The sequence below is a fragment of the Streptomyces sp. NPDC028991 genome (assembly GCF_055564775.1).
In genome coordinates, this window is the sequence record NZ_JBVHVP010000012.1 from 169498 (window position 1) to 193062 (window position 23565).

General features: G+C 73.9%; 23 protein-coding genes and 1 pseudogene. 19 read left to right on the forward strand and 5 right to left on the reverse strand.

Features of this window, described 5'->3' with window-relative positions:
• The first annotated feature begins 27 nt into the window (after positions 1 to 27).
• The 13 genes from ACZ4V1_RS23390 (at position 28) to ACZ4V1_RS23450 (ending at position 13711) form a co-directional block, all read left to right on the forward strand.
• Positions 28 to 1152, forward strand: a complete 1125-nt coding sequence (locus tag ACZ4V1_RS23390; protein WP_468339274.1) for a FecCD family ABC transporter permease — start codon at positions 28 to 30, stop codon at positions 1150 to 1152.
• Positions 1149 to 2156, forward strand: coding sequence for a FecCD family ABC transporter permease (locus ACZ4V1_RS23395; RefSeq protein ID WP_468339172.1), 1008 nt, complete (start codon positions 1149 to 1151; stop codon positions 2154 to 2156). The genes ACZ4V1_RS23390 and ACZ4V1_RS23395 overlap by 4 nt, the downstream gene beginning before the upstream one ends.
• A gap of 20 nt (positions 2157 to 2176) precedes the next feature.
• Entirely contained in the window at positions 2177 to 2998 is an 822-nt protein-coding gene (locus ACZ4V1_RS23400; RefSeq protein ID WP_468339174.1) for an ABC transporter ATP-binding protein, read from the forward strand.
• A 57-nt stretch (positions 2999 to 3055) separates the two neighbouring features.
• Entirely contained in the window at positions 3056 to 3169 is a 114-nt protein-coding gene (amiA, locus tag ACZ4V1_RS23405; protein ID WP_240661371.1) for a streptamidine family RiPP, read from the forward strand.
• A gap of 91 nt (positions 3170 to 3260) precedes the next feature.
• Positions 3261 to 4115, forward strand: a complete 855-nt coding sequence (locus tag ACZ4V1_RS23410; protein ID WP_468339176.1) for a hypothetical protein — start codon at positions 3261 to 3263, stop codon at positions 4113 to 4115.
• A complete protein-coding gene (locus ACZ4V1_RS23415) occupies positions 4112 to 5593 on the forward strand; it encodes a CocE/NonD family hydrolase (protein WP_468339178.1) in 1482 nt (493 codons plus the stop codon). The genes ACZ4V1_RS23410 and ACZ4V1_RS23415 overlap by 4 nt, the downstream gene beginning before the upstream one ends.
• Positions 5590 to 6969 carry a YcaO-like family protein gene (locus ACZ4V1_RS23420; protein ID WP_468339180.1) on the forward strand — a complete coding sequence of 460 codons (1380 nt, stop codon included), beginning with the start codon at positions 5590 to 5592 and terminating at the stop codon, positions 6967 to 6969. Before ACZ4V1_RS23415 ends, ACZ4V1_RS23420 begins: the two co-directional genes overlap by 4 nt.
• Positions 6970 to 6981: 12 nt before the next feature.
• Complete coding sequence (locus tag ACZ4V1_RS23425; protein ID WP_468339182.1) at positions 6982 to 8133, forward strand: nitroreductase family protein; 1152 nt, start codon at positions 6982 to 6984, stop codon at positions 8131 to 8133.
• On the forward strand, positions 8130 to 9869 hold the full coding sequence (locus ACZ4V1_RS23430; protein ID WP_468339184.1) for an ABC transporter ATP-binding protein/permease: 1740 nt from the start codon (positions 8130 to 8132) through the stop codon (positions 9867 to 9869). Before ACZ4V1_RS23425 ends, ACZ4V1_RS23430 begins: the two co-directional genes overlap by 4 nt.
• Positions 9866 to 11623: an ABC transporter ATP-binding protein gene (locus tag ACZ4V1_RS23435; RefSeq protein ID WP_468339186.1), complete on the forward strand. Its 1758-nt coding sequence runs from the start codon at positions 9866 to 9868 to the stop codon at positions 11621 to 11623. The genes ACZ4V1_RS23430 and ACZ4V1_RS23435 overlap by 4 nt, the downstream gene beginning before the upstream one ends.
• Before the next feature lie 536 nt (positions 11624 to 12159).
• Positions 12160 to 12318 (forward strand): hypothetical protein, encoded by a 159-nt coding sequence (locus tag ACZ4V1_RS23440; RefSeq protein ID WP_468339188.1) that lies wholly within the window; start codon positions 12160 to 12162, stop codon positions 12316 to 12318.
• A 107-nt stretch (positions 12319 to 12425) separates the two neighbouring features.
• A complete protein-coding gene (locus ACZ4V1_RS23445; RefSeq protein WP_468339190.1) occupies positions 12426 to 13220 on the forward strand; it encodes a VOC family protein in 795 nt (264 codons plus the stop codon).
• Positions 13221 to 13351: 131 nt separating this feature from the next.
• Positions 13352 to 13711, forward strand: coding sequence for a hypothetical protein (locus ACZ4V1_RS23450; RefSeq protein WP_468339192.1), 360 nt, complete (start codon positions 13352 to 13354; stop codon positions 13709 to 13711).
• Between the two features lie 154 nt (positions 13712 to 13865).
• Here the strand turns inward: ACZ4V1_RS23450 and ACZ4V1_RS23455 are convergent, their stop codons facing one another.
• On the reverse strand, positions 13866 to 14390 hold the full coding sequence (locus ACZ4V1_RS23455) for a snapalysin family zinc-dependent metalloprotease (RefSeq protein WP_468339194.1): 525 nt from the start codon (positions 14388 to 14390) through the stop codon (positions 13866 to 13868).
• A 269-nt stretch (positions 14391 to 14659) separates the two neighbouring features.
• On the opposite strand from ACZ4V1_RS23455, the gene ACZ4V1_RS23460 reads away from it, so the two are divergent.
• On the forward strand, positions 14660 to 15013 hold the full coding sequence (locus ACZ4V1_RS23460; protein ID WP_468339196.1) for a hypothetical protein: 354 nt from the start codon (positions 14660 to 14662) through the stop codon (positions 15011 to 15013).
• 53 nt (positions 15014 to 15066) lie between these two features.
• Here ACZ4V1_RS23460 and ACZ4V1_RS23465 read toward each other — a convergent pair whose 3' ends face one another.
• Positions 15067 to 16389, reverse strand: a complete 1323-nt coding sequence (locus ACZ4V1_RS23465; RefSeq protein WP_468339198.1) for an MFS transporter — start codon at positions 16387 to 16389, stop codon at positions 15067 to 15069.
• Positions 16390 to 16861: 472 nt separating this feature from the next.
• The gene (locus tag ACZ4V1_RS23470; protein WP_468339200.1) at positions 16862 to 17518 is read right to left on the reverse strand and encodes a type III effector protein; all 657 of its coding nucleotides are present in this window, start codon (positions 17516 to 17518) and stop codon (positions 16862 to 16864) included.
• A gap of 131 nt (positions 17519 to 17649) precedes the next feature.
• Here ACZ4V1_RS23470 and ACZ4V1_RS23475 point away from each other — a divergent pair, with 131 nt between their 5' ends.
• The 3 genes from ACZ4V1_RS23475 (at position 17650) to ACZ4V1_RS23485 (ending at position 19131) form a co-directional block, all read left to right on the forward strand.
• A complete protein-coding gene (locus ACZ4V1_RS23475; RefSeq protein WP_468339202.1) occupies positions 17650 to 18087 on the forward strand; it encodes an Hsp20/alpha crystallin family protein in 438 nt (145 codons plus the stop codon).
• 96 nt (positions 18088 to 18183) lie between these two features.
• Positions 18184 to 18612 carry a DUF2267 domain-containing protein gene (locus ACZ4V1_RS23480; RefSeq protein ID WP_468339204.1) on the forward strand — a complete coding sequence of 143 codons (429 nt, stop codon included), beginning with the start codon at positions 18184 to 18186 and terminating at the stop codon, positions 18610 to 18612.
• Positions 18613 to 18690: 78 nt separating this feature from the next.
• Positions 18691 to 19131: a DUF2267 domain-containing protein gene (locus tag ACZ4V1_RS23485; protein ID WP_468339206.1), complete on the forward strand. Its 441-nt coding sequence runs from the start codon at positions 18691 to 18693 to the stop codon at positions 19129 to 19131.
• A gap of 266 nt (positions 19132 to 19397) precedes the next feature.
• On the opposite strand, the gene ACZ4V1_RS23490 is transcribed toward ACZ4V1_RS23485, so the two are convergent.
• Both ACZ4V1_RS23490 and ACZ4V1_RS23495 read right to left on the reverse strand, forming a co-directional pair.
• Positions 19398 to 20336, reverse strand: a complete 939-nt coding sequence (locus ACZ4V1_RS23490) for a sigma-70 family RNA polymerase sigma factor (RefSeq protein ID WP_468339208.1) — start codon at positions 20334 to 20336, stop codon at positions 19398 to 19400.
• A 10-nt stretch (positions 20337 to 20346) separates the two neighbouring features.
• Positions 20347 to 21537, reverse strand: a complete 1191-nt coding sequence (locus ACZ4V1_RS23495; RefSeq protein WP_468339210.1) for an NAD(P)/FAD-dependent oxidoreductase — start codon at positions 21535 to 21537, stop codon at positions 20347 to 20349.
• Between the two features lie 514 nt (positions 21538 to 22051).
• On the opposite strand from ACZ4V1_RS23495, the gene ACZ4V1_RS23500 reads away from it, so the two are divergent.
• Both ACZ4V1_RS23500 and ACZ4V1_RS23505 read left to right on the forward strand, forming a co-directional pair.
• On the forward strand, positions 22052 to 22426 hold the full coding sequence (locus tag ACZ4V1_RS23500; RefSeq protein WP_468339212.1) for a VOC family protein: 375 nt from the start codon (positions 22052 to 22054) through the stop codon (positions 22424 to 22426).
• 103 nt (positions 22427 to 22529) lie between these two features.
• Positions 22530 to 23432, forward strand: a pseudogene (locus ACZ4V1_RS23505) (helix-turn-helix transcriptional regulator); the annotation flags it as partial.
• Between the last annotated feature and the right edge of the window lie 133 nt (positions 23433 to 23565).

A 23565-nucleotide genomic window follows, 5' to 3' on the forward strand; every position in this document is an offset into this window, starting at 1 on the left:
GTGGTCGTGCTGTTGGCCGTCGCGTCGATGTGCGCGCTGAGCCTCGGCACCCCCCACGTCCCACCGCACCGGCTCCCCGGCGCGGTGCTGGACGGGGACACCACGCTCGCCGGGATCGTCGTCGGCGAACTCCGCGTGCCCCGGCTGGTACTGGCGCTGATCGCCGGAGCCTGTCTGGGCGCGGCGGGGCTCGTGCTCCAGGAGGCACTGCGCAACCCACTGGCGGTGCCGGAGATGCTGGGCGTCTCGTCCGGAGCCGCGTTGGGCGTGGCCGCCCCGCTGGTGCTGACACTGTCACTGCCCGCCGTCGTCCAGCCCGTGCTTGCCCTCGTCGGGGCCGCGCTCGGCGGCGGGCTGACCCTGCTCGCCGCCGGTCTGGGGCGCAGTCCGTCCGCCGTGCTGCTGACCGGCGCCGCGGTCGCGGCCGCGCTGCAGGCCGCGTTGCTCGTCCTCATGGTCATGGCCGACCAACTCGACCTCCAGCTCATCTACCGCTACCTGCTGGGCTCCCTCTCCGCCCGGACCTGGGACGACGTCTCGGGGCTGTGGCCGTGGCTGCTCGTCGCGGCACCCGCCCTCGTGCTGTGCGCGCCGGTGCTCTCGGTGATGCGGCTGGGCGACGAGGACGCGGCGGCCCTGGGCGTGCGCGCCCAGCGGGCACGGCTGGCCGCCCTGGCCATCGCCGTCGTGCTGATCGCACCCGTCACGGCCGTGTGCGGGCCCGTCGCGTGGGTGGGTTTCCTCGCCCCGCACCTGGCCCGGTGGTTCGCCCCCACGGCGGGAGCGGTGCGCTGGCTTCCCTGGTCCGCCGCGTGGGGTGCTGTGGTCGTGACGGTCGCCGACGTCCCGGCCCGGCTGGCACTGGCTCCGGTGGAGACGCCGGCCGGTGCCTGGACGGCTTTGCTGGGCGTCCCCGCCGGGGTCGCGCTGATGCGGTCGGGCGGTCGCGGCCGGACGAACCCGCGCGGGGCGGTGGCCTCCGGCGCTGTGCGCGCGCCGCACGCGCCGAGGGCCCCGGCCTCCGGCGCCATGGCGGAAGCCGCCGGCGCCGGGCCGCCAGGAAGCGCACGTCGGGACGGTCCCGGCGCCGGCGGTCAGGGGGGCGTCTCCTCGCTCTCCGGCCGGGTGACCGGAAAGGAGGACGCGCGGTGAGCCGGCGTTTCGCGGTGCTCGTGGCACTGGCCGCGGTGTGCGCCGGGGTGGAACTGGTGGCCGGGCGCGGCATGTCCCCGGGCGTGGTCCGGGACGTGCTGGGCGGTGGCGGTGACGCGACGGAACGCCACATCCTCTGGCAACTCCGCCTGCCCAGAATGCTGGTGGCCCTCGGCGCGGGCGCATGCCTCGCCGTGGCCGGACTGGTCCTGCAGTCCGCGCTGCGCAATCCCCTCGCCGGTCCCGAGGTGACCGGCGTGACGCCGGGGGCGGTCCTCGGAGCGGTCACGGCGACGGCCCTGGGCATCGCCGGGTGGGACTCGCCCCTGGCCGTGGTCATCGCGGCCTGCGCGGGCGGATGCGCCGGCGCGGCGCTGCTGTGGCTGCTCGCCGGCCGCGGCCGCGGCGATCCCGCGCAGACCGCCGTGCACGGGGTGCTGGTCTCGGCCGTGCTCGGCGGGCTCACCGCCATGGTGCTTCTCGTCGAGCCGGGCGAACTCGGCAGCGTCGTCCAGTGGCTGGTGGGTACCACCGAGGGCCGGGTGTGGCAGCACTGGCACCTGCTGTGGCCGTGGGCGCTCGTCTGGGGGGCCGCGGCCTGGCTGCTGGCCGGGCCGCTCACCCTGCTGCGCTGCGGGGACGACATCGCCCTGGCCGCGGGTCTTTCCGCCCGGCGGGCCCGCACCCTCGCCCTGCTGTGCGCGGTGGCGCTGACGGCAGGTGCGGTGGCGGCCGTCGGGGCGCTGGGCTTCGTGGGGCTGCTCGTCCCGCATCTGGCGGTGTCCGTCTTCGGCGCGGACCTGCGGGCGAGCCTGCCCGGCGCCGCCCTGGTGGGCGCGGTCGTGGTGTGCGGGGCGGACGCCGCGGCGCAGCTGTTCTCGCGGCTGCTGGCGGAGATCCTGGACTCCGGACGCCTCACGCTGCCGGTCGGGGCGCTCACCGCCTGCCTCGGTGCCGTGCTGCTGCTGGTCGTCGTGCGCCGCACGCCGAGCCGTACGTTCTGAAGTCGACTTAAGGACAGAGCATGACCGAGTCCGTGGGGATCCGCGTCGAGGGGGTCCACTTCGGCTACCCCGCACGAGCTGTGCTGCGGGGCGTCGACCTGACCGTGCGGCCGGGCGAACTGACCGCCCTCATCGGCCTGAACGGCTGCGGCAAGTCGACCCTGCTGCGCCTGGCCGCCGGCCTGCTGCGGCCGGACCGGGGGCGAGTGCTGCTCGGCGGGGACGACCTCGCCCGGCTCTCCCGGCGCGCCACGGCCCGGAGGGTGGCGCTGCTGCACCAGTCCGCGCCCGCCGTACCGGGAATGACGGTGCGTCACCTGGTGCGGCAGGGCCGGTACGCGGCACGTGGCCCGCTGGGCATGCTGCGCGAGGGCGACGACCCCGTCGTGGACCGGGCGCTGCGGGACGTCGGTGTGGAGCAGTGGGCCGACCGTGACGTCGACGGGCTGTCCGGGGGAGAGCGGCAACGGGTGCGACTCGCGATGGCGCTGGCCCAGGACACCCGCGTCCTGCTGCTGGACGAGCCGACCACATACCTGGATCTGCATCACCAGCTGGACGTGCTGCGGACGGTGGTCCGCCTGCGCGAGGAGCACGGGCTCACCGTGGTGATGGTGCTGCACGACCTGGCGCACGCGGCCCGGTTCGCCGAGCGCATCGTCGCTCTGCGCGACGGCCGTGTGGTGGCGGACGGGCCGCCGGGGGAGGTCGTCACGCCGGGGTTGCTGGCCGACGTGCTGAAGGTGGCCGGCCGGGTCGGCCGGGACCCCCAAGGGGGCTGGCCGGTGTGTTACCCAGATCACCCCCTCCTGGATCTAGAATATGAAAATCAGATTCATTAAGGTGGCGTCACGGTGTTCGACCGAACGCCGTGTCTCCCCTGAGAACAAGGAGAGTTCATGGACAACGAGCAGGTCTTCGCGCCGATCGCCGACCCGGGTCAGCTGGCCCACGACTCGGCCTCCCACTCCAACGCCCTCGTCGAGAACCCCTTCGACGACACCGAGGAGTAAGCGAGGGCCCAACCGCCCTCGACCGTGGGCCCGCCCGTTGCCTTCCGGGCGGGCCCACACCCGTCCCAGACCCGTCGTCAGGAGGATCACCGTGACCCGCAGTCGGCTCGTACCCGGTGTCGAGGTCGTCGCCGTACCCGGGCGGGGTCTCGCCGTCCGCACCACTGACGGAGAGTTCCTCAGCGTCAGGACCCGGGACGCGGACGAGGACGCTCTGCTCGCGCTGCTCTCCGGCGCGGCCGCGGTCCCGGCGGACGAGGAACTGGGCCGTCTCGTGCGGGCCTTCCACGGGGCCGGCTACCTGACGGGCGGCCACCGGCAACCGGAGTGGCCCGCCGCCCGCCGGGACGTCCGGCTGCTCGGTGAACCGGAACTGACCGGACCGCTGGCCCGGCACCTGGCCGCCCTGGGCGCCGAACCGCGGACGGCTCACGGCCCAGCCGCTTCCGACGCGTCGTCGACGGAGATCGCGGACCTGCTCGACGGGAACCCCGCAGCCGTCGTGTGGTGCCTCGACGGACCCGTGCCCGACGGGCTGTGGGACGCGGCCGACCGGCTGCCCGAGCACGGGGTCGCCTGGCTGCGCTGCCACCGCGAGGGCTGGCAGGCGTACGTCGAACCGCTCGCCGCCGCCCCCGGAGACGTCACCGCGGCGCATGTCCGGGCCCGCCGGCTCGCCGCGACCCCCGCGCACCGCGAGCTGGCCGCCTACTGGAACGGCCCTCGCACGTCCGGCGCACCCTTCCGGCTCACCGTCCCCGCCGCCGGGTTGCTCGCGGCCCTGCTCGCCGACGACCTCGGCCGGTGGGCCACCGGCGCCCCCGACACGGCGGGCCTCCCGGCACGGCGCCGGCTCCGGCGCGTGGACCTGCGCACCCTGACCGTCACCGAACACCCCGTCCTCCCGGTGCCCGCGGTCGTCCCGATGCCGAAGCAGGACGGATGACGCCCTTCAGCACCGTCGTCGAGGGTCTGGCCACCGACGTACGACTCCCCGACGGCGGCGGTCCCTTCCCCGCCGTCCTCGTCCGCACCCCCTACGACCGTGCCCGGCACCGCGCCGAGGCGCGCGGCTGGGCCCGCCGCGGCTTCGCCGCCGTGGTCCAGGACGTGCGCGGCCGGTTCGCGTCGGCGGGGGAGTGGCACCCGTACGAGAACGAGGCGGCCGACGGGGCGGTGACGGCCCGATGGATCCGGCGACAGCCGTGGAGCGACGGCCGGTTCGTCGCCGCCGGTGCCTCCTACGCCGCCCACTGCGCCCTCGTCCTCGCCCTCGAAACGCCCGAGGACGCCCGGCCGGACGCCGTCATCGCCGCCGTACCCGCGCTCGGCGCCGCCGAGACGGCCCGCGAACCCTCCGGTGTGGAACGGCTGCTGGCCCGCGCCGGATGGTGGGCCGCGCACGGCGACCGCCGGGACTCCGACGAGAGCGCGCTGGACAAGGCCCTCGCCGCGGACCCCGGCCTGCTCGCCCACCTGCCGCTCGCCGGCCTCCCCGAGCGGCTGGGCCGCAGCCTGCCTTCCTGGGCGGCCCTGTGGCGACACCGCGACCGCGGCCGGCTCGCGTCGCGAGCGGTGCACGCCGGGATGCCGCTGCTCGCGGTGGGCGGCCACCACGACCACTTCGCCGAGGACACCGTCGCACTGTGGCGCGACTGGGGCGGGCCCTCGGCACGACTGCTGCTGGGCCCCTGGGGCCACGGCCTCGTCGCCGCGCCCGGCCCCGACGCCGGCCCCGCCCACGCGGTGAGCCTGGGCGAGTTGTACGTGCGCTGGGCCCGCCAGGCCCTGACCGGCAAACTCGCCTCCGGCCGCCACGGCGCGGCGGCCTTGGGCGGCGGCAACCTGTGGCTGGCCGCCGGCACCGACGGCGAGCCCCGCACGCTGCGGCCGCGGCCGCAGCACGGCTCGGCCTTCACCGCCGACCCCGACCATCCCGTGCGCTCCGACGACCTCACCGTCCCCACCGGCGGACCGCCCGACCGCTGCCTGACGGTCACCCCGCCGTTGCCGCGCCCGCTCGACGCGGTCGGCCCCGTACGCGTGCGTCTGCGGGCCACCGCGCACACGCCGTCCGCCGACTGGGCCGCTCGGCTGGTCGCCCTCACCCCGGCGGGGGCCGCCGAGCGACTCGCCGTAGGCGTCCTGCGGCGCGAGGAACCGGCAGGCCGGGAAACCGGGTTCACCATCGAGCTCGGCCGGCTCTCGCGCCGGCTGCGGGCCGGCACGCGGCTCCGCCTGGAGATCGCCGGGCACCACTTCCCGGTCCACGCCCGCAACCCCCACACCGGGGAAGACCCGGTCACGGCCGACCGGCTGCTCACCTCCCGGCGGGAGGTCGACCCGGAGAGCGTGGCACTGACGCTGCACGTGCTCCCGTCCCGCCCCGCGCCCACCGATTCCGCCAAGGAGATTCTGCGATGACGGCGCTGCCGCTGGAAGCTCTCGTCGATCCCGTCTGCGGCATCGTCCGCAAGGTCAAGCCCGTCGAACACCCCGCGGGTGCCCCGCCCCGCTACACCGCGCTCACCGCCGAGGTGTCCGACGCCCGCAGACACGGTCTGTGGCCCGCCGACCGGGTGTCCCTCGGCACCACCTTCGGCGACCCCGAGCAGGCCCGGGTGGCCGCGATAGCCGAGGGGGTGGAGCGGTACTGCGGCAACCGGGTCCCGCCCCCCGGTCACCCCGACGCCCCCTTGCGCGCCACCGCCGAGGAACTGGCCGAAAAGGGCATGCGGCTCTACGGCCCCGGCGACCTGCCCGCCTACGCGCCGTGGCAGTACGCCCGGGAGAAGTTCCCCTACCGGCGCCTGACCGCCGACACCCCTTCCCTGTGGACGCGCGGCACCGAGCGGCTGCCGGACGGACGGACGGCACAGGTCTGGGCACCCGTCGCCCTCACCCACCTCAACTGGCGCCAGGGCGCCCTGCGCGAGCTGCCCCGGACCCACCACCTCAACTACGCGGGCATAGCCACCGGACAGGGATTCGACGACGCCGTCGAACGCGCCCTGCTGGAGATCGTCGAACGTGACGCCCTGGAACTGTGGTGGCACCTCGACGGCCCGACTCGCGGCATCGACCCGGCCGGCGTGCCCGGACTCGCCGACGACCTCGCCGGGTCCGCGCTCGACGTCCACATCGTGGAGATGCCCTCCGAGTTCGCCCCCTGCATGGCCGCCCTCGTCCACGACCCGCGTCTCGGCCTCTACGCCGCCGGGTTCGCCTGCAAGTACGACCCGGCCGAGGCAGCCCGCAAGGCCGTTCTCGAAGCGGTCCACACCTGGGTGTTCACCCAGGGGCTCACGGACCCCGACGGCTGGGTGTTCCAGGCCGTCGAGGCCGGGCTGCTCGCCCGTGGCCTGTACCTGGAGCACCGCGCCGACGGCCGCTACCTCGACGCGTGCGGTGACCGGTTCGAGCACGTACGGGACCTGGGCGCCCACGTGCAGGTGTGGCTGGACGACCGGATGACGCCCGAGGCCCGGCGGTTCACCGGTCCCGCCCACGGAACCGTCTCCGTCGAAGCGGTCGAGTCCGGCAGCCCGGAACGGCTGCGGAGCGCGCTGCGCGCGGGCGGCCACCGGGTCATGACCTTCGACCTCACCACCGAGGACGTGGCCGAGACGTCCCTGCGCGTCGCCCGGGTCCTCGTCTCCGGGCTGCTCCCCAACGCCCCGGCCGCCTTCGGCTACTTCGGCTGCCCACGCCTCGCCGAAGCGGCCGTCCGGCGGGGCTGGCGAACGACCGCGCCGGGCGCCCCGGAGGACTTCACACTGGCGCCCCCGCCCCACATGTGAGGGACCGCCGCCATGGAACACACCCATGAGGACCACCCGGTGGACCTCTCCGCCGCGCTGGCCCGCGCCCGCTCCGCGGAGCGCCCCGGCGCCGCCGCATCCGCCGGGCCCCCCGTCCGTTGCTGGCCGGGGCCGCCGCGCCCCATCCCGGAGGCCGGCCCGGCCGATCTCGACCTGCGGGCCCTGCTGCGCCTCTCCCTGGCGGCCTCGGACGGCTCCGGCCGGCTGCGGCCCGCCTCCTCCGCCGGTGCCCTGCACCCGGTGGACACCGAACTGCTCGTGGGGACCGGCTGCCCCCTGCCGCCCGGCCGCTACGGCTACGACCCGCTGAACCACCGCGTCCACCACCTCGGACCGCCGCCCGGCGACACGCCGCCGGGTGTGACCGCCGGACTCTCCGTCACCGCCCGGCGCACGGTCGCCCACTACGGCCATCGCGCCTGGCCACTGCTGCTCCTGGACACCGGGCACGCCGCCGCGGCGCTGTTCCTGGCGGCCCGCGCACTGGGCGCGGACGAGCCCGAGGTCCGGCTGGACGGACTCGTCGCGAGCCCACTGGCCACCGTCCGCGTCCGTCCGCCCGGCGCTCAGGGCCCGGTACGCCCGTTCGGCGGCGCGCCCAGGCCGTGGCCGCCGGCGCGCGTGCCCACTCCCGGCGAGTTGCTGGCCCGCCGCAGCGCCCCGCCGCCGCTGACGGGCACTCCGCCGCCGGACGCGCTGCGGGCGGTTCTCGCCACCGCCGCGCGGGCCGGCGCCGGCGACCTGCGCTGGTGCGCGGCCGCCGGCACGCCACGCCCCGGCCTGGTCGAGGTGACCGCCGACGGCGGGGCACTGCGGCAGCGTGCCGCGCGAGAGGCCCGCCCGACGCTCGCGGCCTGGGCCGCGGGCCAGGCGTGGATCGCGGACGCGGGCGCCGTCCTGCTCGCCCACGGCTGCCCCGCGGACGCCGATACGCCGCACATCCGCCGCACCCACCTGCGCGCCGGCTTCGCCGTCCACCTGGCCCACGTCACCGCCCTGCGCCACGGACTGGCCGCCCGGCCCATCGGCTCCTGGCAGCGGGCCGACCTCGGCGCCGCGCTCGGCGCCGCACCGGGCCGGGACTGGATCGTCCACGCACTGGCCCTCGGCACCCGACACGCCGACGAGGAGAACACCACGTGATCGTCCACCCCGAGCTGCGCCGCGCCGCCCGGCACGCACGTCGCCCCCTGCTCGCGGCCGCCCTCCTGCAAGGCGCCGTCACCCTCACCCACCTCGCGCAGGCCGCGCTGCTGGCCGTCGCGCTCGCCGACCTGGCGCGCGCCGACACCGGCCGGCTCCCGTGGCTGCTCGCCGCCGTCCTCGCCGTCGTCGCCGCGCGCGCCCTGCTCGGCACGTGGCAGCGGCGCACCGCGACCCGAGCCGGAGCCGGGGTGCGGGTGGCCCTGCGTGACGAACTCCTCGCCCACCTCGGACGCCTGGGACCCGCGCACCTGACCACCGCGCGTGCCGGGGCCGTACGCACCACCCTCGTCGACGGGGTGGAGGGCGTCGACGCGTACGTCTCGCGCTACCTTCCCCAGCTCCTGGTCACCCTCACCGTGCCGCTCCCGGTGCTCGCCGTCCTGGCGGCGGTGGAGCCCGTGGCCCTCCTCGGTCTCGTTCCCGCCCTGCTGCTCGCCCTGTGCGGCCCACGTGCCTGGGACCGGCTCCTCGCGGCCCGGGGCAAGGAGCACTGGGACACCTACGAGGGACTCGGCGCCGACTACCTGGAAGCCCTGCAGGGCATGCCCGCCCTACGGGCCGCCGGCGCGGTCGGACGCACCCGCGGTCGCCTTGAGGAGCGCTCGGCGGCACTGCACCGGGCGACCGTCGCCAAGCTGCGGGTGTCCCTGATCGACACCGGCATCACCGATCTCGCCATCCAGGGCGGCACCGCCGCCGCCGCGCTCCTGGCGTGCTGGTCGGCCGTCACCGGATCCACCACGGCGACCGGCACCTACCTCGTGCTGCTGCTGGCCTCGGAGTGCTTCCGCCCCGTCCGCGACCTCGCGCGCGAATGGCACGCCGGATACCTGGGAGCGTCGGCCGCGGACGGGCTCGCGGCCCTGCGTACCGCCGAACCGGCCGTCCGCGACACCGGAACGGCGCCCGCCCACTGGCCGGCGCCCCCCGAACTGCGTTTCGAGAACGTCGGGTTCGCCTACGGCGACGCCCAGTCGCCCGCACTGCACAACGTGTCCTTCACCGCACAGGCCGGACGCACCACCGCCATCGTCGGTCCGTCCGGCGCGGGCAAGTCGACGCTCGTCGCCCTGCTCCTGCGCCACCACGACCCGCGCGAGGGCCGGATCAGCCTGGACGGGCGCCGCACGACCGAGTACGCACTCGACTCGCTGCGCCAGGGCATCGCCGTGGTCTCCCAGGAGACGTACCTCTTCCCCGCCACCATCACCGACAACCTGCGCCTGGCCCGGCCGGACGCGACGGACGACGAACTCACGGCCGCGGCACGGACCGCCGGCGTCCACGACGAGATCGCCGCCCTCCCCGACGGATACGGCACCGTCCTCGGCGAACGCGGGGCCACCCTGTCCGGCGGCCAGCGCCAGCGCCTCGCCCTCGCCCGGGCCCTGCTCGCCGACGCCCCGGTACTCGTCCTCGACGAGGCCACCAGCTCGGTCGACGAACGCCGCGAGGCGGACATCGTCCGCGAACTGCTGACCGCCGCCGGCGGCCGCACCGTCCTCGTGGTCGCCCACCGGCTCGACGCGGTCCGGCACGCCGACCGCATCGTCGTCCTCGACGCCGGCCGGGTCGACGCGGTCGGCGAGCACACCGGCCTGGTCGAGGCCGGGGGCGTCTACGCCCAACTCGTCGCGGCCGGACACGCACACCGAGGAGAACTCGCCGCATGAGCAGCACCACCGACACCGGTATCGCCGAAGCAGGCGTGCCCGCGCGGGGCTCACTGCGCGCCCTGCTGCCCGCCCTCGCCGGACACCGCGCCATGACGGTCCGCACCTGCGCCGCCGCACTTCTCGAGCAAGGCTCCCTCGTCACCCTGCTGACCCTGGCCGCGCACACCGTGGGAACGGCCGTCATCGAAGGCCGCGCCCCCTCGGCCGCCACCGTCACCGCGCTCGTCGCCCTCGTCCTCGTACGCGCCCTGACGACCTGGCGCGAGATGGACCTCTCGCACGACCTGGCCTACCGGGTACTGGCCGCACTGCGCGTGCGCGTCTTCGACGGACTCGCCCGCAGCGCGCCCGCCCGCGTCGGCGGCCGGCGCAGCGGAGACCTCGCCGCCACCGCGATGGCCGACGTGGAGGCCCTGGAGTTCTTCTACGCACACACCACCGCCCAACTCCTCGCGGCGGGTACGGTACTCACCGGTGGCACAGCGGTCCTCGCCACGGTGGAGCCGTGGCTGCTGGCGGCGGTGCTGCCGGTCGCGGCGCTGCTCACCGCGGCGCCCTTCGCCGACGCGCGCGGGCGCACGGCGCGCGGGAGCCGCACCCGGACGTCCGCCGCGCGGCTGTCGGCCGACACCGTGGAGACCGTCGACGGGCTGCGCGAGCTGCTCTCCTTCGGCGCGCTGGCCGAACGGCGCCGCCGACTGGCCGAGCGGGGGCGGCAGGTGGGCGACGCCCAGCGGGCCGAGGCCACCTGGGAGGCCGCCGCCGCCGCGGTCCGCGACCTCCTCATCGTGGCAGCGGTGCTCGGTGTGGTGGCCGCGGCCGCGCAGTCCGTCACCGCCGGACGGCTGCACGGGGCATGGGCCCCCGCGGCTATGACACTCGCGCTGTCCGTCCTCGGCCCCGTCGCGGAGTCCGCGCGGGCGCTGAGCCAGGCCGTGGCACTGCGCGCGGCCGCCGCCCGGGTCGACGCGGCCGTGCGGGCCCCCACCCTCGCTCCGCCGCCCGCCGTGCCCCTCCCGCTGCCCGCCGGTCCGCTGGGGGTGCGGTTGCACCGGGTGAGGTTCGACTACGGCGGCGGGCCCGTGCTGGACGGCGTCGAGCTGACCGCCCGCGCGGGGCAGACACTCGCCCTCGTCGGTGCCTCGGGGGCGGGCAAGTCGACCTGCGCCCACCTGCTGGCCCGGTTCTGGGATCCGTCCGGGGGAGCGGTGCAGCTGATACCCGCCGACGGCGACCCCGTCGACGTGCGGCACGTGAGTGACGCGGAACTCCGGCGTGCCGTCGCGGTGGTGGGACAGGACACCCCCCTCTTCCACGGCACGCTCGCCGAGAACCTGCGGCTCGCCGCGCCCGAGGCGGACGACGACCTGCTCGCCGAGACGGCACGGCTGTGCGGCGTCGACCGCATCGCCCCGATGGACACTCCGGTGGGCGAGCGCGGCTCCACCCTCTCCGGAGGGCAGCGAGCCCGCATCGCCCTCGCCCGTGCGCTGTTGGCCCGGCCGCGAGTCCTCGTACTGGACGAGTCCACCGCCCATCTGGACAACGCCAGTGACGCCCGACTCGCCGCCGCACTGGAGAAGGAGGGCCGTACCACGATCGTCATCGCGCACCGCCGGGCCACCATCCGCCGCGCCGACCGCATAGCCGTCCTCGAAGCGGGACGCATCACCGAGGAGGGGACCTGGGAGGAGCTCACCGGCCGCCCCGACAGCGCACTCAACCGCAGCCTCGCCACCGCGCCCTCCTGACGTACCGCAAGTCCGGACGAGGCGGCGTCGACCGCTTAGAACTCGGCTGGGTGAGGTTCGGGGGGGGAGTGCGTCGGGGACGCCGCCGGTCGGTTCGGGCAGCGGCCGGAGTGCGGTCGGTCCATGCCGGGAGCACTGCCGACCGGCCTTCGCGGGCACAATGAACGCCTCGGCTTGCTCTACTTCCAGTAACAAGATCACTGTGGCTGCGTGCGTCTCACGCGAACAGTTGAGGCAGTCCGCCCCCACCCGCTCGCGCCCTTCACCGGGCAGCCGAACCTCCGTCAGGAAGCCGAATGCAGCCGTCGTACGACCGTCTCGAGCAGGCGCGCAAGGACTACGACCACCACCTGCGCAACTGCCGTCAATGCCAGGCGGACGGTGTGAGGTGCCCCGCGGCCAAACACCTCAGACGCCTGTACAACAACCTTCTCAGACAGACCGGAGATGTCCCTCGATGACCGCCGGGTCACTCCGACGGCCCAAGAGTCTCCGGCACCGGCGACGAGGCCGTCGCCTTCTGGGCGGACGTGGGCATGGACGGCGTGCGCTCGGTTGCCTTCAACTCCGAGGTGGTGCGCGTCGGCCACTCCGTCGCGACGTACAACACGGTCGGCTTCGCCACGCTCGCGACCGGCAAGGCGGCCGCGGTGCCCACGGCCGTGGTCGAGGCCCGGACGAACAAGCTCGGGTGAGTCACCGAACCCGACCTGCACCAGGGGCGGGGCCCGGACCGGTGATGTGCGGGTGTCAGCGCGGGATGCCACGCTGAGTTCGTACCCGACTGCGAAAGGGAATCGCCGTGATCACCAATGACTTCGTCCCCGGCTCCCCCTGCTGGCTCGACCTCGGTACTCCCGACGTCGCGGGCGCCGCGTCCTTCTACGGCGCCGTGCTCGGCTGGGAGTACGAGGCCATGGGGGAGGACGTGGAAGGCGGCATGTTCCGCAAGGACGGCAAGGTCGTCGCCGGGCTGGGCAAGCTCACCGAGGAGGGTGCCCGCTCCGCCTGGATGATCTACTACCGCGTCACGGACGCGGACGCGACGACCCAGGCCGTGCAGCGCGCCGGCGGCACGGTGCGGGTGGCGCCGATGGACCTCGACGAATGGGGCCGGATGGCCCAGTACAGCGACCCTTCGGGTGGCCAGTTCGCCGTATGGCAGCCGGGCACGAACAAGGGCGTCGAACTGGTGGACCAGCCGGGCTCGCTCTCCTGGACCGAGCTGTACACGAGTGACGCCGCAGCGGCCAAGGAGTTCTACGGCGGTGTCTTCGGCTGGCAGTTCGATGACATGGATCTGCCGGGCGGCGGAGGCACGTACTCCCTCATCACTCCCGCCGGCCTTCCCGAGGAGCGGATGCACGGCGGTGTCATGCAGCTCCGCGAGCAGGACCTCGCGCTGGCGAACGGCCGACCGTACTGGCATCCGGTCTTCGCCGTCGCCGACTGCGACGCCGCGGTCGCCGCGGTCACGGCGAACGGCGGCAGTGTGCAGATGGGACCGGAGGACGCGGAGGGCGTCGGCCGGCTGGCAGGCTGCCTCGATCCGTCGAACGCGGACTTCGTGGTGCTCACCCCGGCTGCCCAAGGGTGACTTTTTAGTACCCAAGGGACCGTATCGCGTCGCCACTCGACGCCTTCGGTGGCGAAACGGCAGGCGGCTGTCCTGACCGGTGTGCCACCGCGTGAGCCGCTGGGGCGGGCCGGTGCATAGAATTCGGTTTCATGCCGAAGCCTGACGAGCTCATCACTGACATCGCTGCCCTCGTGGAGTCCGGGCAGAGCAGCCAGATGTCCCTCACCGTGGTCACGGGCGGTGCTGTCATCACCGGCCGTCTCGCGCCCGAAGCCGTGTGGCGGCAACGGGTGTCGGAGGTACTGACGGATTCCAGCCGGCTGAGCGAGTTCTCCGCTGTCTTCGACACCCCGGCGAAGAAGGACGGCCCGCCCACGCATCTGCACTTCCATGTCGCCCGGATCCTGCAGGGCGCGGTGGGGATCCCCGAGACGGGCGGGATGTACCGCGTGGCGATCGAGGACGTCAGCGCCTGGACCGTGGGCGATTTCAGCTACTCCGAGCACTGACCGAAAGGCCCGCCGCGCCGGGGAACGGCACGACACGCTGTGAGGGTCCCGCCGGTGAGCACCGGCAGGACCCTCACCGCTGTTCGGCCGGTCGCCGCTTGCCGGGGCTCCTGGCACCGGGCCCGTCCTTTGCGTCCCGCCTCCTCGAAGGGCGTCAGGCTGCCGGGAAGTTGCCCTCGACCTCGGCCTTCTCGGCGGCGTTCGGGTAGGGGTTGGTGCACGGGACGCCCGCGCTGGAGCCCGACATCAGGCTGGAGCAGGGACCGGGCTTGCGGTCCGGCAGGCCCAGGATGTGACCGAGCTCGTGCGAAGAGATGCGTACCGTGTTGTAGCCCTGGTTCACGGCCTGGCGTCCGATGTAGACGGTGCCGTTGCCCAGGGAGGTGGGCAGGGCGCGCGGCCAGCCGTTGTCGGCGAGTATCCGGATGTTGGCGCGCTGACCGGACGCGGCGGGGCGCAGTTCCACGCCGTCGACGCTCTCGTTCCAGATCGACGCGCCCCGGGTGACCGCGGATCGGAACTCCGCGGAGCCGCTCGCGTCGTAGGTGAGCACCCGGGCGGCGGGCAGGGGGATCGCGGTGCCGCCGGACGGTTCGGCGGCCACGGCCTGGCCGCTCAGCGCGGGTAGGGACATCAGCAGAGCCGCGGCCAGGCCGCCGGTCAGGGTACGGACGCGCATGGTCGACCTCCTCGTGGGGGAAAGGGCAGTCGTGTGCATGACACCAACTGGCTCCCTGCCCGCTGCGCACGGCTGCCAATCCGCTATTCCGGCTCCCCGTGGTCACCCGACGGACCCGATGGGCCCGATGGGCCCGATGGGCCCGTGAGAGCATCGCGTCCGGGGCCCGGATGGGCTCCGGTGCTCTCGGCATGATGAGCGTCTAGACGCAAGCAAAGGGCTACGGGGCCCGGCGGCGCCCGGGGGTGGGTGTGGGGGAGAGCGGGACAGTGGACGTGCGCAGGAAGCGCAGGCGTGCGGAGCGGCTGACCGAGGGACTGACGGTCGCCGTGGCGATGGTGCTCGCCTGCGGACTTCTGGCCGGATCGGCGATCGTCTTCGGCGCGACCGCCTGGCGCCTGGTCACCGGCACCGGGACCACGGCGTTCAGCAACGTCTCGGCGACGGTGGTCCTCCTCGCCGTGGTGGTGTTGCCGCTTTTCCTGGCCCGTCGCGTGTTCCTCTCGCGCCGGGACAAGGGCACTGAGCGGCTGACGGCGGCGGTCCCGGCGGCGCTGACGCTGCTCGGCACGTCCGTCGTGCCGTTCGTGGCGCTGTGCCTGATCGTCGTGTACGCGGACTGACCCGGACGGCAACGGTTCACGGTCCAGCAGCGGGTCACGGACGTACCAGCGGGTCACGGACGTACCTCGGAGCGGCCGGAAGCGGGTGGGGCATGGCGCACGGCCGGAAGCGTCCGCCCCATGCGTGCGAGCGGGGACAGGGCCATCACCAGGGGGGACAGCATCATGCCCGCGGCCGTCACCAGGAGACTGGTACGCAGCCCCCACTCCGCGGCGAGGAATCCGCCGAGCAGGGCGCCGAGCGGGGTCAGCCCCATGCCGACGAACGTGATCGTCGCGGCCGCGCGGCCCTGCATCCCGTCCGGAGTGACCGTCTGCCGGACGGCCATGAGCGCCACGTTCACCAACTGGCCGCCGGCCCCGAACACGAAGCTGACCGCAAGGAGCACGGGTACGGTCACGGCGGAGGAACCGTGCAGCGCGGGTACCCACAAGAACACGCCGTCGCCGAGCACGGCGGCGGCCACGAGTACCGGGCCGTACCCGAAACGGTTCGGCAGACGGGCGGCCAGCAGGGAGCCCAGGAGCGCGCCCGGCCCTGTCGCCGCGAGGGCCAGCCCGACGACGGTGCCCGACAGGTGCAGTTCCCGGGGCAGGAAGAGCAGATAGACGGTCATGACGGCCGCGAAGGAGCACTGGAAGGCGGCCGAGGCCAGGCACACGGTCCGCAGCGTGGTGTCGCCGACGACGAAACGGAGACCCTTGTGAATCCGCCGCCAGACCCTGGACGTCCGCTCCAGGCGCTCCGGAGTCGATTCGACCCGGCGGATTCGCCGGATCGACAGGAACGACAGCGCGAAGAACAGCGCGCTGGAGGCGGCGGCGATCGGTGCCGACAGCAGGGACACCAACGCACCGCCGAGGGCCGGACCGCCGATCTGCGCCGCGGACCGGCTGCCCTCGAGCGCGCTGTTGCCCCGCACCAGCTGATCGCGTCGCACCAGCCGTACCAGGGACGCCTGGTATGCCACGTCGAAGAACACGGAGAGGGCCCCGACTGCGAAGGTGACCACGAACAGTGCGGGCAGGCCGAGCCGGCCGAAGAGGCCGGCCAGGGCGGCGGCACCCAGGGCGAGGGCCCGGCCGACGTCGGCCAGCACCATCACTGTGCGAGTGCGCCATCTGTCCACCCACGCGCCGACGAGGAGCGAGAGCAACAGGATCGGCGCCTGCCCCACGGCGCGCAGCGCGCCCAGTTGGGCGGCGCTGGCATCGAGCGTCAGGACGGCGAAGAGCGGCAGAACGACCAGACCCGTGTGTTCGCCGAGCTGGGAGGCGGTCTGCCCCGTCCAGAGCCTGCGGAAGCTGCTGTCCCGCCACAGACCCGGCGGAACGGGGCGGTCGGAACCGGATACGGAGGAGGAGTCGGACGGCACTGGATCCCTCGGGTTGCCCACAATGAGGCCCGCCGGCGGGCACGCCACAGGTGTGCGCCGACGGTTCGGGCAGGAGAAGGCTCGCCGTGCCGCGACATCAAGGGCAGCACGCGATGACGGGCCGATCGGCCCACGACGTCAACGCGTGCTCGTAAGACCGACCATGTCCGCAACTCCCCGTGGGTGAACTCGCCGCATCCGGACACTAGCGCCCGGCGGCTCGACGCGAAAGGCGATTGTGGTCCGGGACAGCCGGCGGGGCCCCGCCGCCTCCGGCCTGACCCGCACAGCGTGTGGACGGTAGCCCGAGCAAGGCAACTGACGCAGCGTGCTTCCCGGTTGCTTCCGGCCGGATGCCCAGGTGCCCGGATGCCCAGGTGCCCAGGTGGCCAAGTGCCCACGTGGCCAGGGTCCGTCGGCCCACGCGGTCAGTCGTCCGCCGTGACGGCCCGGCCGCAGGCGGCCCGCCCTGTCACTCCGGGGGCCGGCGTCCGCCGTTCCCCGGCGCGCGGACCTGGTCTGCGCGGTGGGTGAGGGTGTCGATGCGGGCGATCAGCTCCGAGTGATCGGCTGCGAGATGTTCGCGGGCACGGGCCAGCGGGCCGATGAGGCCGGCGGCGTCGTCGCGGCCCAGCGCCAGCACGAGGGGGACGCGGGCCTCGGTCGGGAGAGCGGTGAGCGCGACTACCTGGCCGGCGAGCTGCCGCAGGTCGGACGCGTTGCCGCGGGCCCAGGCGGTGATGGCACGGTCGGCGGCGCGGCGGTCCCGAGTGGCCTGTACGCGCTGCTCGCCGGTGGCGCCGGGGACACCGGGGCGCAGGCGCAGGTAGCGGCGTTCGGCGGCCTGCCGACTGGCGACACCGAGGGGCTGCGCGAGGTCCGCCCAGCTCGCCCCCGCCTCGCGCGCCGCTTCGATCAGCCCCGTCTCCCATCCCGCGAGCCGGGCACGCACCTCACGCAGGAGCAACAGCGCGGCCAGCGCCTGATCGGAGCTGACCTCGGCACCGGGCCGCCCTCCGGACTGTGGCACCTGGGCGGTGTGGACGGCCTCGTCGATCACCGCCAGTGCCGCCTCGGCGGCGAGGAAGGACGAGGGCCTGGAACCGGCTTCTCGCGGGTCCACGGTCATGGTTCACCTCCACTCCATCGCGTCACCCGACGGATGACACCATCACTTGTCATCGTTTCGATGACATGCTACAAGAAAGACAGGAAGCAGCGCATGAGCGGTTCTGCTCAGTGAACTGGAGGTGTTTCCCGATGCTGATGCGCACCGACCCTTTCCGTGATCTCGACCGGCTCACCCAGCAGCTGTTCGGCAACACGTCCGGCACCTGGTCCCGTCCTTCGGCGATGCCCATGGACGCCTACCGCGAGGGGGACGTGTACGTGATCGCCCTCGATCTGCCCGGTGTCGCCCCGGACGCGATCGACATCGACGTCGAGCGGAACATGCTGACCGTCCGGGCCGAGCGCCGTCCCGTCACCAAGAGCGACGACATCCAGATGGAACTCTCGGAACGCCCCCTGGGTGTCTTCTCCCGCCAGGTGATGCTGGCCGACACGCTCGACACCGAGCACATCAGTGCCGACTACGACGCGGGCGTGCTCACCTTGCGCGTCCCGATCGCCGAGCGTGCCAAGCCGCGCAAGGTCTCCATCGGCACCGGCGCGGACCGCAGGGAGATCTCCGGCTGAGGCAGAGCCTCCCCGGTGACGGAGGGCGGACCGGCTTTCCCAGCGGCACCCGCCCTCCGCCGACCGGCACGGACCGTCAGGGGAAGGAGTATCCCGATGGCCATGCACTGGGATGTGTTCCTCGACCAGGTACAGGAACGTGGCGAGTACCCGACCCGCACGGAGGCGGACCGCGCGGCACGCACGGTCATGGCGCTCCTGGGCGCGCATCTGGTCGGCGAGGTACGGGCCGAGCTGGCCGCCCGGCTCCCGGAGACCTTCGCCCTGATCCTGCTCAACCCCTTGCAGGCCGCCGAGCCCCTGTCCGCCGAACGATTCGTGCGGGCCACCGCGGCGTGGATCGAGGGAGCCACCGAAAAGACCGCGACCTGGGACGTCGGCGCCGTGCTCAGCGTGGCCGCCGACGCCGCGGGCGAGGAGCTGACCCGCCGCATCCTGCTGCAACTCCCGCCCGGATACGACCTCCTCTTCGGCCGGCCGCAGGACACCACGCCCTCCGGTACCGCCCGCACATCCGGTGACTGACTCCTCCGGCTTCGCCGGTCACCGGCCCATCCCCCAAAAAAAGAAAACAACCACGAGCGAGAAAGGCCTCCTTCACCGATGAAGACCCAGACGGCCCCGGCGACGGTCACCGGCATCCCCTCCGTGTCGTACGGCCAGATGCTGGAGCAGGTCCGCTACAACGGCGCCTACCCCACCCGTGAGCGGGCCGAGGAAGTCGTCTCCGCGGTCCTGGCCGCTCTCGGCCGCCGCGTCACCGGCGAGGAACGCGTCGAGCTGGCCGCCCGCCTTCCCCGCGAAGCGGCACAGATCCTCGCCGCCCAGATTCCCGCGACCGACTCGATGACAGGCTGGGCCTTCGTCAGGGACCTCGCCGCTGGTACCGGCGGCACCCTGGCCACCACTCGCTGGGACGTCGGCTCCGTACTGGGCGTCGTTGCCCGCCTCGCCGGGCCCGACCTGCTCGACCGGATCCTCACCCAACTCCCCTCCGGCTACGCGATCCTCTTCGGCCGCGCGGAACTCACCCAGGCAGCCTGACGGGACGACGCCGACCGACGATTCCCCCGGGGGGACGGGCCGGTCGTTCCCTTCGCCCCCGTGCTCGCCTCACACACATCGGCGTCCCACCCGGCTTCAGCGCCGCCCGGACCCGGCGAGATCTCGGCACACCCGTGAGCGCGGGCCGCGACCCCGACCGATCGGCGACCACCGCCCTGCCGCGTGGCCGACGCCGATGCCCGAGACCGACGTGCCACGGTCCCCGCGCTGTGCGGTGCGGGGACCGAAGGGGCGCTCGGCTTCCGTCACCACGCCTCGATGACCGGCGCGTCGGGTTCGTGCCGCCGCCAGGCCTCGTTGAGACGCCCGAGCCGGTCGGCGGCGGCAATGCCGCGCAGGGACGCGACCTTGCCGTCGCGGACTTCGAACGCCACGGCGCCCACGATCCGGTCGCCGACCACGGCCACGACGGCCGGGGAGCCGTTGACCTGGGCGATATGCATGGCGGGCGAGCCGCCGGCCAGCCGCCGCTTCGCCGGCGTGGGCTTGAAACCCGCCCGTACGAAGGAGGCGACCCGCTCCCGCGTCGTGTACCGCAGCAGCCGCTTGCCCAGTCCGGCACCGTCCGAGACCGCCGTCACGTCGTCGGTGAGCAGTGCCACCAGTCGTTCGGTGCGCCCCGAAGAGGCGGCGGCGAGGAACTCCTCCACGACCCGCCGTGCGGACACGGGGTCGGCCTCGACGCCGCGTCGGCGCTCGGCGGTGACCCGGATCCGGGCCCGGTGGACATGCTGCTGACTCGCGGACTCGGTGATGTCGAGGATCCCGGCGATCTCGGCGTGGCTGTACGAGAACGCCTCACGCAGGACGTAGACGGCCCGCTCGACCGGCGAGAGGCGCTCCAGGAGGGTCAGCACGGCCAGGGACACCGATTCCCGCTGCTCGACGGTGCCGGCAGGGTCGAGCATCGGGTCGCCCTCCAGCAGCGGCTCGGGCAGCCAGGCACCGGCCGCCCGCTCGTGGCGCGCCTGCGCCGAGCGGAGCCGGTCGAGGCAGAGGTTCGTGACGACCTTGGTCAGCCACGCTTCCGGCACCTCGACCCGTTCGCGGTCCGCGGCCTGCCAGCGCAGGAACGTGTCCTGCACGGCGTCCTCGGCGTCGGCGGCCGAACCGAGCAGACGGTACGCGAGCGAGGCCAGCCGGCCCCGGCTGGCCTCGAACCGATCGATGGCCGTGGTGTCCATGCGGGACAGCCTAGGCGGCGACCCTCACACCGGCCCGGTCGGGCGCGGCGGCCAGGCGGCGCTTGCGCTTCGGCATGCCGAAGGTCGGGTGGACGATGCCCCACCCGGCCCCCTTGAGCACACCCGACTTGAGCCGCGCGGCGGCCCGGCCGCCCAGGTACCAGGACTTCGACCGGGCGTCCCCGTCCACCATCTGGAAGATGGCGTCCCGCCGCCCGAGACTGATGTGGTTGCCGTGGTACTTCAGCCCGGTGGCCGGGACCTTGTCGCCGGTCAGACGCGCGATGATCGCGGCGGTCGCCTGCATGTTGGTGAAGCCTGCCGAGGCGCAGGACATCGGCAGCGGCCGGCCGTTCTCACCGATCGCGTATGCGCAGTCGCCGGCGGCGTAGACGTCCGGGTGCGAGACCGAGCGCATGGTGCGGTCGACGACGATCTGGCCCGTATCGGCGACCTCCAGGCCACTGGCGGCAGCGATGGGGTGCACGGCGAAACCGGCCGCCCACACGGTCACTTCGGCCGGGATGGACGTACCGCCGGCGGCGATGGCCCGTGTCGGCTCGACGGCTTCGACGCGGGTGTGCTCGTGGACGGTGATGCCGAGCCGGTCGAAGGCCTGACGCAGGTGGCGGCGGGCCTTCGGGGAGAGCCAGGCGCCCAGCTCGCCGCGGGCGGCGAGCGCGACCGAGAGATCGGGCCGGGTCTCGGCGAACTCGGTGGCGGTCTCGATGCCGGTCAGCCCCTCACCGACGACCAGCACGCTGCCGCCCTCGCCGAGGCCGGCCAGGCGCTCGCGCAGCCGCAGCGCCGAGGCACGGCCGGTCACATCGAAGGCGTGCTCGGCGACACCGGGGACGCCGTGGTCGGCCACGGAGCTGCCGAGAGCGTAGAGGAGCGTGTCGTACCCGAGCTCACCGTCGCCGTCCTCGCCGGTCACGGCGACGGTCCTGCGCTCGGGGTCGACACCGGTGACGCGCGCCAGGCGCAGCCGTACCCCGGTGCCCGCGAATACGTCGGCGAGCTTGCGGAACGTGATTCCCTGGCCCGACGCGAGCTGGTGGAGCCGCATCCGCTCAACGAAGTCGGGCACGGCATTGACGACGGTGATCTCGGTGTCGGCGGGGGAGAGCCGGCGAGCCAGGTTCCCGGCGGCGAAGGCCCCGGCGTATCCGGCGCCGAGTACGACGATGCGGTGCTTCATGTCAGTGCTCCTGTCTCGTTCGCGTGCCCCCTGAACGAGACGGCGTCCCGATTGCTGACAGAAGTCGAGTGTGACGCCGGTCACTGCGCTGAGCGTGTCCCCGAGACGAGGGCGTACCGGGGACACGGCGGTCCCGTGGGCCGGGTGGCCGGGTGGCCGACGCTATCCGGGGCCTGGGGTCTGGCGTCCTCCGTGTCAGTCCGGCCGCCCAGGCCGCCCCGGCCGCCGGCCTTCGGCCGATCGCGGAGGGCTTCTGCTGACGCACACAGTGATCTCGAGGGCGGTCAGGGAGCACGGCGTGGCGTCAGCGACGGACGAGGTTCCGGGTCCGGAGCCGATGGTCGCGCTGCACCCGCCGACCCGTGCGCCGAGCCCGGTGTCGACGGCAAGCGGCCGGACGAGCCGGACCGGCCGCGCACGGGCGTGCTGCCGCGCATGCCCCCGGCGGCGGCGGGTACGAGCCCTCCCGTACGTGAGCGTCGCGGCAGCGGCCTTGGAGCGAGGGGTGGCGGAAGTGATCAGAAAGCTGCAGGCGGTCGCGCTGGACTGTGCCGATCCGGTACGGCTCGCCGAGTTCTACGCGGATCTGCTAGGCGGGCGGGTGGTGATGGATCCGGAGGATGCCGGTTGGGTCGAGGTGCACGGTTTCGAGGGGACGCCGCTGGCCTGCCAGCGGGTGGACGGCTACCGAGCGCCCGAATGGCCCGGTCAGGAGAGCCCGCAGCAGCTCCATCTGGACTTCGACGTGGACGACCTCGACGGCGAGGAGAAGCGGGCGCTTGCCCTCGGTGCGACGGTGTTGGAGCGGACGGACCAGCTCCACCCGGGGGCCAACTGGCGCGTCTACGCCGACCCGGCGGGCCATCCCTTCTGTCTGTGCCTCCACTGAGGCCCGCCGGGGCCCAACGCCAGACGGAGCACCGCGTGCCGCACCTCCTTGCCCAAGCCGCCGCCCCGCACATCCGGCCGAGCCGGGATGACGTGGTGACCGTCTAGCCGACCGGCTCGGCGTCGAAGGGCGCACCGTGCGGCGGTATGTGGACCAGCTGATCGACCTGGACGTGCCCGTGGAATCGGTGCGCGGCCGCTACGGCGGGTACCGGCTCGCCCCCGGGTACCGCTTGCCTCCGCTCGTGCTCAGCGACGACGAGGCGCTGGCCGTGCTGCTCGGCCTGGCCGCCGGCCGCCGAGCAGGGTTGACGACGAGGGAGCACACGGCGAGCGAGACGGCATCGGCGAAGATCCGGCGAGTGCTGCCCAAGCGCATCGCCCGTCGGCTCGAAACGCTCCTGGAAGCTCTCGCCTTCACGGATCAGCGCGATGATCTCGACACCCCGGACGCCGAGATCCTGCTCACCATCGCCGATGCGGTGCGCCACCGCCGACCGGTCTCGATCCGCTGCACCGACCGCGACGGACGGCGCAGCGAACGCACGTTGCACGCCTACGGGATCGTCGCCCATTCGGGCCGGTGGTACGTCACGGGCACGGATGCCCGGACCGTCGAGGACCGAACCTTCCGGCTCGATCGCATCGCGGACGCGCGGACCCTGCCAGGCTCCTTCGAAGCGCCAGCGGGTCCCGGTCCGGCACAGCGCTTGTTGTCGGGGTTCGCCACGGCCGAGTACCGGCATGAGGTGACCTTGCGGATCCACGGGACGGTCGAGCAGATCCGCGCCCGCCTTCCCGCCGGCATCGCGAGCCTGGAGGAGTACGCGCCCGGGACGGGCGAGGACCGGGCGACCGAGCGCTGGCTGCGCGTCGAGCTGCGGGCGGAGCGGCTCGATTGGTTGCCTGCGGTACTCGCCTCACTCGACCGGCCGTTCGTCATCGAACGCCCCGTTGAACTGCGCCACCTCGTCATTGCGCTCGCCGATCGCCTCGCGTCCTACGCGGCCGAGCCTGACCACGAGGAAACCGATGTCATGAGATGGCACACCCGGCCTGCCCCGAGCGCGGTGCCCGGCTCTTCGGCCGGCGTGCCGCCCCTGTCCACGCCGGAGTGCATGTCCGCCTCTCGCACGGAGC